Origin of the sequence: Flavobacterium sp. HTF (assembly GCF_003105115.1) — a bacterium.
Taxonomy (GTDB): Bacteria; Bacteroidota; Bacteroidia; order Flavobacteriales; family Flavobacteriaceae; genus Flavobacterium.
The window spans coordinates 1-10,628 of the sequence record NZ_QETH01000125.1 but is presented as its reverse complement, the minus strand read 5'-3'; the positions used below and the strand labels follow the sequence as shown (position 1 = coordinate 10,628).

General features: G+C 33.5%; 12 protein-coding genes and 1 riboswitch. Of the genes, 1 reads left to right on the top strand and 11 read right to left on the bottom strand.

Features of this window, described 5'->3' with window-relative positions; genetic code table 11:
* Positions 1-71: 71 nt before the first annotated feature.
* The 7 genes from DCO46_RS21070 to DCO46_RS21040 form a co-directional block, all read right to left on the bottom strand.
* Positions 72-617 carry a DUF6252 family protein gene (locus tag DCO46_RS21070; protein ID WP_116754449.1) on the bottom strand — a complete coding sequence of 182 codons (546 nt, stop codon included), beginning with the start codon at positions 615-617 and terminating at the stop codon, positions 72-74.
* Positions 618-750: 133 nt separating this feature from the next.
* Complete coding sequence (locus DCO46_RS21065; protein WP_116754448.1) at positions 751-1,062, bottom strand: hypothetical protein; 312 nt, start codon at positions 1,060-1,062, stop codon at positions 751-753.
* Positions 1,063-1,170: 108 nt separating this feature from the next.
* The gene (gene yiaA / locus DCO46_RS21060) at positions 1,171-1,569 is read right to left on the bottom strand and encodes an inner membrane protein YiaA (protein ID WP_116754447.1); all 399 of its coding nucleotides are present in this window, start codon (positions 1,567-1,569) and stop codon (positions 1,171-1,173) included.
* Positions 1,570-1,832: 263 nt separating this feature from the next.
* On the bottom strand, positions 1,833-2,372 hold the full coding sequence (locus DCO46_RS21055) for a DUF4252 domain-containing protein (RefSeq protein ID WP_116754446.1): 540 nt from the start codon (positions 2,370-2,372) through the stop codon (positions 1,833-1,835).
* 1 nt (position 2,373) lies between these two features.
* A complete protein-coding gene (locus DCO46_RS21050; protein ID WP_116754445.1) occupies positions 2,374-2,901 on the bottom strand; it encodes a DUF4252 domain-containing protein in 528 nt (175 codons plus the stop codon).
* A 16-nt stretch (positions 2,902-2,917) separates the two neighbouring features.
* The gene (locus DCO46_RS21045) at positions 2,918-3,388 is read right to left on the bottom strand and encodes a hypothetical protein (RefSeq protein WP_116754444.1); all 471 of its coding nucleotides are present in this window, start codon (positions 3,386-3,388) and stop codon (positions 2,918-2,920) included.
* Complete coding sequence (locus tag DCO46_RS21040; RefSeq protein ID WP_116754443.1) at positions 3,375-3,884, bottom strand: RNA polymerase sigma factor; 510 nt, start codon at positions 3,882-3,884, stop codon at positions 3,375-3,377. Before DCO46_RS21040 ends, DCO46_RS21045 begins: the two co-directional genes overlap by 14 nt.
* 231 nt (positions 3,885-4,115) lie before the next feature.
* Here DCO46_RS21040 and DCO46_RS21035 point away from each other — a divergent pair, with 231 nt between their 5' ends.
* Positions 4,116-5,597 (top strand): S41 family peptidase, encoded by a 1,482-nt coding sequence (locus tag DCO46_RS21035; RefSeq protein ID WP_116754442.1) that lies wholly within the window; start codon positions 4,116-4,118, stop codon positions 5,595-5,597.
* A gap of 115 nt (positions 5,598-5,712) precedes the next feature.
* On the opposite strand, the gene DCO46_RS21030 is transcribed toward DCO46_RS21035, so the two are convergent.
* The 4 genes from DCO46_RS21030 to DCO46_RS21015 form a co-directional block, all read right to left on the bottom strand.
* Positions 5,713-6,780 carry a YncE family protein gene (locus DCO46_RS21030; RefSeq protein WP_116754441.1) on the bottom strand — a complete coding sequence of 356 codons (1,068 nt, stop codon included), beginning with the start codon at positions 6,778-6,780 and terminating at the stop codon, positions 5,713-5,715.
* A gap of 5 nt (positions 6,781-6,785) precedes the next feature.
* Positions 6,786-8,648 (bottom strand): TonB-dependent receptor plug domain-containing protein, encoded by a 1,863-nt coding sequence (locus DCO46_RS21025; protein ID WP_165829043.1) that lies wholly within the window; start codon positions 8,646-8,648, stop codon positions 6,786-6,788.
* 26 nt (positions 8,649-8,674) lie between these two features.
* A riboswitch (cobalamin riboswitch) is annotated at positions 8,675-8,881 on the bottom strand.
* 68 nt (positions 8,882-8,949) lie between these two features.
* Positions 8,950-9,486 (bottom strand): alpha-ribazole phosphatase, encoded by a 537-nt coding sequence (gene cobC, locus DCO46_RS21020; RefSeq protein ID WP_116754440.1) that lies wholly within the window; start codon positions 9,484-9,486, stop codon positions 8,950-8,952.
* Positions 9,471-10,268, bottom strand: a complete 798-nt coding sequence (locus DCO46_RS21015) for an adenosylcobinamide-GDP ribazoletransferase (RefSeq protein WP_116754439.1) — start codon at positions 10,266-10,268, stop codon at positions 9,471-9,473. Before DCO46_RS21015 ends, cobC begins: the two co-directional genes overlap by 16 nt.
* Positions 10,269-10,628: the final 360 nt, after the last annotated feature.

Here is a 10,628-nt window from a genome sequence, read left to right as displayed (position 1 = left end):
CTCAGATCCTGATATAAAAAGAAAAGCTCCAATGAAAATTGGAGCTTTTTTTATATGGAAATCTATCAGGATTATTTCTCTACATCATATCTGTAGCTAAAAGTACCTTCTGTTACTTTTGTTGTAACAGGATTAGTATCGCTAATTGGTTTAGAATCATCTTCTACGCAATTAAATGAAAATGTTCCGGTTACTTTTTTAGCATTTAAGTCAATTGCTGTAACTGATAATGTTCCTTCAACCGGATATTGAATATTAGTCTTACTGTTGTATGACATTTCAATTTGTGTTTTAGATGCATCAAAGGTTACTTTTGTAATAGGATAAGTTCCGATTTTCAGATCACTTCTTTTAATGTGAAGTCTAATTTCATCAAAGAAATTAATTCTCCCCTGCAACTGGATATATTCTTCTTCAGGATAATAAGTAAATATTGGTTTTGAAGCATAATCTGAACCAAACGGATTTTGCATTTCCCATAACTTTCCGTCAACTTTAGCAGTCATTGCAAATTTTGTTGCAGGTGTTTCAGAATCCTCATTTGGAGAATCATTGTCGCTTGAACAGCTGTTCAAAGCCAAAAGTAAAAAAAGGAATAAGATTTTTGGTGTTTTCATTATTTGGATTTTTAATTAAGCGCCAAATGTAAATAAATAAAAGTAGGTTTAAGATAAATGAAAATAGAATTATTTATAATAAACTAAAAAAAACATTGCTGAATTTTCTGTAGTTTTTGAAAAGTTTTTAATGTTATTCATTTGAAAATAATTCTTCTGCCAATCGGGATAGTTCTATTCCGTAATCTTCAAAAAGTTCGATTTCTTTTTCAGAATAATTATGGTTTGAGATAAAAAAGTAATTGCTGATATCTACAAAAGCCAGTGCCAGTTTCTTTGGGATATTTTCAGTATTCTTATAATAATCAATTAAAAAATGAATAGCGGTTATTAATTCAGGATACTCATTTTCAGAGAGTTTTTCTTTGCTTCTTATTTTTACCGGTATTGAATTTTCGCCCAATAATCTTTCGTCTACAATTTGTAAAGCCGTTTCTAAATTCATTTTTTTTGTTTTAGTACAAATCAAATATATGAAATTCTGTTTTTAGGGTTTTAGAATAAAAAAAGCTCCAAGTGATTGGAGCTTTTTAGTTTTTCGGATAATTATAAATTATTCGTTTTGACCAAATGACATATTATCCCTGGTATTTTTTTGTACTGAAATAGCACCAAATAAGGCTAACAGAAAGGCAAACGCATAGAAACCTTTTTCGCTTGGTAAAATAGTTGCATTCCATAATCCTACCACTAAAAGAACAATTGATAAAAGTGTTCCGAACCAGCAGATTCCGTAGTAGATATCTGTTACCGGAAGTTTTTCAATTCTGTCTCTGACGCTTTTTTGCAATGAAACCACAGCAAAAAGGCCGAACATTAAAACGGTAAAATAATATCCTTTTTCGTTTAACAGCATTTCGGCTCTCGCAAGTCCAACGATAAATCCGATTGTTCCGGCTCCAAGAGCTACCCATGATGCCGCTACAAAGGCATTCGATGTTTTTTGTATCATATTTTATTATTTAGGTTTTTGGTATTCAATAAATGAACGATGTAAAAGTAATTAAATTCAGTTAACATCAAAATCAAAAATAAGTAAGAATAAACTTATTTTTATATTCAGTTTTTAAAACTTTAATTATAACATAATTAGGTGTTTTGAATTCTTTTCTTCTAAGCGATTTCCTTTTTACTTACTGTTGTAATTTCGATTTAAATATAATCAATAAATAAAAAAAGCCTCATAATTGAGGCTTTTTTGTTTTGAAAGTAAGATTATTTCTGAATCAGCTGTTGTAAAGGTTTCAATTGTTCCATGTCGATTTTAGAATCTTTCAGAACACTCATGAGAGTCATAATGTTATTCGGATTCATGTCTTTTCCTAAAACACGCACCACAGCAAAACCATTTTCTTTTTTGTTGGCAAAAACCACAAATTCTTCTATGTTTTCGTCCGTGCCAACATAACTTATAGAGGCGCCTTCTTTTCCTGAACCAAATTTCATTAATTCCTGATATTTCGGATCTTTCAGAATGGCTTTAACTTTTGCTCTTTCGGCTTCAAACTCCTTTTCGTTTGTTGCATTAGCTTTAAATGCAAGGATGTTCATTTTGTCAAAAGAGTTAATCGCTTTTGTTTGCTCTGAAGATAACTTTGCTTTGTCTAAGTTTAAGATAGAAGGCGAAACATCAAGGGCAATAAAGTTTTTATTCTCTGTATTCTCTACAAAATATTTTTGCAAAGAAGGTTTAGATTCACAGCTTATCAAAGTCAGTAAAGCTAATAGGGCTGAGGTAAAGACGCTGATTTTCATCTTATCTTTTGCCTTTAGAGGCTTTTTTTAAGTCAGAACCACCAGGAAGCTGCATCTTGTCTGTTAATACAGAGATTTCGTTGATATCAAAATTACCTGTTAACGACAGTAAAACAGTTTCGTTGTTTTTGGCACCGTCAATAAACATTAGCAATTCTTTTACCTGAGAATCTGTCGCTCCTGATTTTACAGAGATTCTTACGTTTCTGCCGCTGTCATTTACGCGCATTAGTTCTTCTAATCCTGAAGATTTGACATATTTGTCAGCTGATGCTTTCATGTCTGCTTCAATCTTTGGGTTTTTTGTCGTAAACACTTTTAGGTAATCTAATTTTTTGATCAGGTTAATGTATTGCTGCATTTCTTTGTCAGAAGCATCAACTTTTACCTTGCTCATTAAATCGAACATTTTTTTGTTTACAATTACAGAAGTCACATCGTCCTGACCGTCATATTTGTCAAAGGCACCCTGTGCGTAAAAAGCAGTACTTACAAATGCGAAAACTATTGTTATGATGAAATTTTTCATTTTATTTAAATTTTAATTATTGTTTGAAGATTTTGTTTTTTGATTGTTCGTATTCCTGAATGTATTGTACACTTTCTATACCTACGTTCACATTGTTTGACAACATAGCCAAAGCTTTTTGCGTTGCTGCGAGAGCTTCTTCTGGGTTGTCATAGGTTCCTAATTCTGATTGCGCTACAACCGGGGCTGTATTTTTTTCGCTCACATACATAAAGGTCCCAATTCCGAGTAAAACAACAACAGAAGCTGCAATTGATAACCACGCCATATTTCGTTTCTTATCACGAGACTTTGTGATTAGTGGTATTTCCTGCGTCGACTTTTGTTCTTTTACCTGAGAGAAATAGCCAAACATTGGCTGGTATTGCTCCAAATGCTGCGCAACATCTGGTGAAGAAAAATAGTCTTTTAATTCTTTTTCTTCGGCAATAGTAGTTTCTCCCTGAAAGTATTTTTCTAATATATTTTCTATTCTATTTAATTCCATAACGGTGTGTATTAAGCATTGATTCTCTAATTTTCTTTCTCGCTCTCGAAAGCGCTACCCGGATAGCGGTTTCATTCATGTTGACAATTTTCGCAATTTCATCAAATTCATATTGTTCAACATCGCGTAACTGAATTAATATTTGTAATTGTTCGGGCAATTCGCCTATTATTTTTTCTACCCATTGCAGACTGTCCGAATCTTCCAGCTGTTTGTCTAACTGAGGCTGGCGGTCTGTAAAATTGTTATGCACAATTTGCAGATTTCCTGCCCTTTTAGATTTTAACTGATCCAGGCAATAATTTTTGGTCATTGTCATGGCCAGGGCTTCAACGCTGGTATAGGATTCTAAATTTTCTTTTTTATTCCATAATTTAACCATCACTTCCTGAGTTGCGTCTTCGGCTTCTTCAGTACTGGTGAGCAATCTTTTTGCCAGACGAAAAACTTTGTCTTTAAAAGGATTAATTAATTCTATAAACACAATCTGATTCATGTGTGGTTTTTTTGGTTTTTGGTTTGGTTTATAAACGAATGATAATGCATTTATGAAGAAACTTTGCTAAGTAAAATCAAACATTAGATATCGTTTATATAAGCAAGACGAGGCACAATTATTTTTGTTACAGACAAGTAGTAAAATTTATTTGAAATAATTGTAATAAAGTTATAATTGTTAAAACTAAAGGTAGTATTTTTACGTTAATACTTTTATAATATCTATTTTATGAAAACAATATTAAGAAGTTTACTATTATTATTTCTTCTTGCTTTTTCTTTGCAGTCTTGTGAAGATCAGGATGATGTTGATTCTCCGGCTAATTTACAGGTAAATGATTTTATCTGGAAAGGGCTGAATCAGTATTATTTATGGCAGGAGGATGTTCCTAATTTAGCAGACGACCGATTTAATAATCAGGATGCCTTAAATTCTTTTTTAAGCGGCTATTCTGAACCTGAAAATTTATTTGAAAATCTGTTAAATAAACCAATTAGTAAATTTCCGAAAGGAGAAGCAATTGATCGCTTTAGCTGGATTGTTAAGGATTATACCGTTTTGGAACAAGAACTTCAGGGAACTTCTAAAAATGACGGAGTTGATTTCCGTCTAAGTTATAAACCCGGAAGTACAACAGATCTGGTAGGTTATGTTCGATACATTATCCCGAATTCTGATGCTTCTAAAAAAGATATAAAACGCGGAGATCTTTTTACAGGTGTTAACGGAACTCCATTGACCATTTCAAACTACAGGCAATTGCTTTTAGAATCTGAAGGTTATACTTTAAACATGGCACAATTTAACGGGGCTACAGTAGAACCTAATGGTAAATCTCTTTCACTGGTAAAAACAACTTTAGATGAAAATCCGATTTTGATAAACAAAGTGATAGTTTCCGGAAGTCACAAAATTGGATACATGATGTATAATGGTTTTTATGCCAATTATGATACACAATTAAATGAAGCTTTTGGACAACTGGCAGCGCAGGGAATTACGGATTTTGTTTTGGATTTAAGATATAACGGTGGTGGATCTGTAAAGACAGCCACACGTTTGGCAAGTATGATTACAGGACAATTTAAAGATCAGATTTTTGCCAAAGAAAAATGGAATGCAAAAGTTAATGCTGCTTATGAAACGGAAGATCCGGAATCTTTAAACAACAGATTTGTAGATAATATTAACGGAACAAAACTAAACAGCCTGAATCTTAGTAAAGTCTACATCCTCACTTCTGATGGTACTGCGTCTGCAAGTGAATTGATTATTAACGGACTGGCGCCTTATATTACAGTGGTTCAAATTGGTGATTATACGGTGGGTAAAAATGTAGGTTCGGTAACTTTATATGATTCTGAAACCTTTACAAAAATCAAAGTCAATCCAAACCATAAATATGCAATGCAGCCTTTGGTGCTTAAGATTGTAAATTCTGCCGGTTTTGGCGAATATACAGATGGTCTTAAGCCAACATATGAGCAATTGGAGTATGTACCCAATTTGGGAGTTTTAGGAGATGCCTCAGAGCCATTGCTTAATACGGCTATTTCAAAGATTACAGGTGCCGCAGCTAAAAAAGTACAACAGGACAGAGGAAAGACATTAAAAACGTTTATAGATGCAAAGTCCATAAACGGTATACGAAACCAAATGTATGTTGAGCAAGCACCCGAGGGACTTTTGAAAACATTAAATAAGCAATAAAATTAAAAAGGCTTTCATCTCTGAAAGCCTTTTTTTTCCAAAAAAAAATAAAAAAATAAAGTGTAAACTTATTAATCTCCTAAAATAATTCCAGAATTATTTAGGAGATTTCTTTTTAATTAAAGTAGAATCCGTTTGGAAAAATCCCTACGTTAAAATCCTTTTCACGTGTTCCTGTTAATGAATAGATATAAATATCTCCATTATCCTGATTGTTTACTTTATCAGCTACGTAAATCTTATTGTTTTTTACTGCAAAACCATAAAGAGAAGTAACATCTTCTGCTTCGAATATTGGAGTGGCCGGTAATGTTGTAGTGCTTGTAGCAGCAGAATAAATATTGGTGTCAATAGTATAATATAATTTACTGTTTTCAATATCTAAAAATCCCGGATGCGTCAGGCCATCAAAATTAATAGTAGAAGTAACTGTATTGCTGCTTAGGCTTACTTTAACTAATTTACCGGCTGTTTCTTCTGCATAAGATGGTCTTCCTTCACATAAAACATATAGTGTTCCGTTATCTTTTACCAATGCACCAGGAACATCTCCTACCACAAAATTTGTTACAACAGTATTGTTTGCAGCATTGATTACTGTTAGAGAATTCCCCTGGTTCCATCCCCCTTTGTGGGCTACGTAAAGTTTTCCGTCGTTCTCAATTATTTTTTCAGGACCTTCAGCAACAGTAATTTTTGAAGTAATCGTGTTTGAAGTAAGGTCAAGTACCCCAACATAATCATCTGTTGCGCTGACACCGTCACCCCAGTTCGTTACATATCCTTTTCCGTTTGCAAAAGCAATATATCGCGGATTTTTAAGGCTTCCTGTAATTGTAGCAACACTTTTAAATGTATATCGGTTAACCACTTCAATTTTATTGGAAACATTTACTACCAGATAAGCAAAATCACCATTGAAACCAATACATTGTATAACATCGTTAGTTGTTTTTCCAGGATTTACCAAGGCAAAAACATTGTTTTCTATTTGCAAATCAGCAGATAAATATGAAATGGTTCCGTTTTCTTTTTCAAATCCTCCTTCGTTAACGATAAATAATCCTCCTTCATAATCTCCGCGAGGTTCCTCAGTCTGAGTATTATCGTCATCACTGCTACATGACACAAAAAATGTCGAGGATACAATGACCGCTAAAAATAGTTTATTAAATCTTTTCATGATATTTAAAAATTAAGGTTTATGTATATTGAATAATTTCTTCCGGGCATTTGCCGGCTAATTACCGGCTGGTAATTTTCATTCCAGACATTTAGTATCTGAACTCCAATTTTGTAACTGTTCTTCTTTCCAAAATCATAATCGGCCCCAACATTGCCCACATTGTAATCTTTTACTTTTAATGCAGGATTGTTAAAAGGGGTTGTATAAACCTCTCCGGTATATAAATATTGAAAATAAGATGATATTTTTTTCCAGCTGTAAGAAACCGAACCTGTTGCTTTATGATAAGGAACATAGATTAATTGCTTGTAGACAGATTCCTTTTTTATTACTTGTTTGCCTTCTGAAATAGTATAGGCATAAGTTCCGTTAATGGTAAAATTGTGGTTTCCTGTTCTTTTTTTCCATTCCAAAAGTACTTCGGCACCATAAGCCCTTACCTTATCAGTGTTTTCAGGTTTCCATACATCTCCTCCGCCATCGGTTGGTACCCAACGCAATAAATCTTTGATGGAATTGTAATATGTCGTTACCGATAATGAAAAGTTTTTGGTAAAAAATTCATTGCCAATTTCAGCCTGATAAGAAGTCTCCGGTTTTAGATCTGGATTTCCGCTTCCTTCCCAAAACAAATCATTGTAAGTAGGCATTCGGAAATTTTTTGAAGCATTTAGTTTTACACGATAATAATCGGTAAACTGATAACGAGTTCCAAAAGAAAAAAGAAAGGGATTGCCATAATGATCGGTTACTTCCTGACGAATACTTGCGTTGTAGTCCCATTTGTCAGTTAATACATGGCTTAACAATAGACTAGCTGAACCAATTTCTCTTTTTACATTATCAATGCTTGATCCGTATCCCTTGTTACGGGTATAATCAACAATCGCGTTTAGTTTAATTTTATCATTTACATCAAAAGCTAAGTCGTATTTTATTAGAGAAGTTTCCACTTTTCCATAAGTAAATAATTCCGAATCAATGTTAGGGAAATATTTATATGATTCTCCAATATGGGCTGCTCTTAATTTAGAAGTAAAACGATTCCAGACACTTTCCCATTCTAATAAATTTCGGGTATTAAAGTCGTTATATTTTGTCTTGGTTGCAAAAGGAGAAGTCAAAGAAAAATGACGTTCAGCATCATAAAACTGACTGTATAATTTTAAGGTGTTTTTTGAGTCCAGTTTGTACCCAAAAGTAGTATTCATACTAGTGTTATAATACTCCCCGTTTATATTTCTTTGGTCTGAATTTCCGGGATATTTAAAATCATTGTCAGAACTGTTTCTTGAAATACTGACCTGAAGGCTGTATTTATCAGACGAAACAATAGCACGGTAATTTGTACTCAGCGTATTATAACTTCCTAAATTAAAAAATACGTGGTTTGAAAATTCTTTTTTAAAACTTAAGTCATTGTTTAGGTGAATACTTCCTCCAATCGCACTGCTCCCGTACAAAACACTTCCTCCACCTGCTTTTACTGTTATGGAATTAAAGTCTCTTGTCCCGATAGTATTGAAATCGGCCTGACCCAAAAACTGGGAATTTATATTTATCCCATTCCAGATTACTGCAGTCTGTGCTCCTGTTGTTCCTCTAAAAGAAGGTGCAGAAGTCATTCCAAGCCCGTTTTCCTTAAAATAAATAACCGTGTTGAAATTCAGAAGAGAAGTTAAAGAAGGCTGATTTCTATCAAGAATGGAGTCATTCAATATCTGAACCGACTGAGTATTGGAATATTTTTTAAGATTGCTGTCAGAAACAACAACTTCTTTAAGTTTTGTAATAGAATCATTCTGCGCCAAAATGATTTGACACAACAATAGTAAACAAAAAGTAAAACGTTTTTTTAAAGTCATAATTTCTTCACTCTTTTTCCCGAGAGTTCGATATTTGTTACAAAGGCAGGTCTCCTGGCTTGCGTCTTGTTGTTTACCTTCCCACCCGCCGGCGGCGAGCAGTGGTTTGTAGTTAACAACAAGCATTCTTTTTAGAACTAAGCTTACAGTTGCGGGTACAGCTCAAGATTTTACTTGATTCCCTTTTAATGTGTTATAATAAACATAACACAACCTTAAATTTTTTGCAAAGATAGAATTTAAAATGCTGAATTTTCAAATTTGTTTTGCTTTTTATGTGAAATTCTAAACAAAATGACTCTTAAAGTAAGATTTTAATTACCTGTCCAAAGTCGATTTTATTTTGAAAAGCATCTTTTAACGGCAATGAAGACTGATGGCAGAGAAAACTTCTCAGAATTCCCGCATGGGCAACAATGATAATGGGCTGCTCTGTTTTTTTTGAAAGCTGCTCTGATAAAAAAGAATTGGTTCTTTCATGGAGTTCTGTAAAAGATTCTCCTTTTGGAACACGAATATTCACAAAATCTTCCATCCACGGATTAAGTTCAACGGGCGGAATAGCATTCCAGTTCTTCATTTCCCAATCGCCAAAATTCATTTCCATTAACCGGGAATCTTCGTGATAAGAAATAGTTTTTATTTTGCTTTGAATGTGTTTCGCTAAAATAACACAGCGCTGCAGGGGACTCGTAAAAATAACAGCTTCATTCGGTAACTGAGAAATGATATTTTCAAAAACAAGATCAAAAGGTTCTGCTAACGCCACATCAGTTTGTCCGTAGCAAATTCCTTTTTCGCAAATTGTTTCGGTATGGCGTACTAAATAAATTTCCATACAAAAAGTAGACTTAGGTAATAAACTATTTCACAAACCTGCTGTGTTGCACCAAGGCAGTCACCCGTATAACCATCAATCCATTTTTGAAAATACCGGGCTAAAAAATACCGTGTCAGGAAAACAGGAATTAAAACCAAAAGAATCTGATATTTAAAACAGGAGAGGACCAGTAACGGAATTAACCCGAAAAAGAAAGCACCCACAATTTCTTTCCAGGTATTTTTTTTGGCTATGGGTTTGCTTTTGCTTGTAGCATCATCACGGGAATATTCATGCGTAAAAATAATACTGATTGCAGCCATACGACTCAAGGCATGAGCAGAAACAAAAACTAAAAATACCTGAAAAACGGAAGAAACAGGATTTGCCTGATACAGTAAAACGGCTTCAGAAAGCAATTTGAATTTTAATAAAAAAAGTAAAACCAAACCAATAGCCCCGTAAGCACCAATGGCACTGTCTTTCATGATCATCAGGATTTTTTCTTTGGTCCAGCCTCCGCCAAAACCATCGCAAACATCTGCAAAGCCATCTTCATGAAAAGCTCCTGTGGTAAGAATGGAAGTGATTATTGCTAAAATGACTGCGATTTCTACGGAAAGAAAAAATGAAAAAAGGTAAAAAGCCAAAAAAGAAATACTCCCCACAATCCAGCCAATTAAAGGGAAATAGCGAGTGGCTTTGTTTAAATAGTCAGGATCATGTGTAATGTTTTCAGGACATGGAATCCGGGTATAAAACATTAAGGCAGTGAAGAAAATATGTAGTTCTTTTTTCATTTAATCATTGTGTTTTATTTGGCTAAAGCCTATTGGGGTGAGTATTCTTTTTACCAACATCTAAAGATGTTGGCAATTCAATTTTTTAATATTTATATTTTTTTAAATCATGCTTTTGTTTAAATCTGATCTGTTCAAAATTTGGATAGGAAAATGTATTAAAAAATATAGATATGTTTATTGAATTGTATCCAGATTAATCCTGAAGTTACATCTTTGTATAGTAAAATATAGTTATATCTTTTGAATTGCCTCCAGATTTATCTGGAGGTTATATAGTCGTAGCAGAAAGGCTTTAGCCAAAAAATCTAAGTTATTTTTTGGAATCCAAATTTGCTGATAATTTCATCATACTCTTCC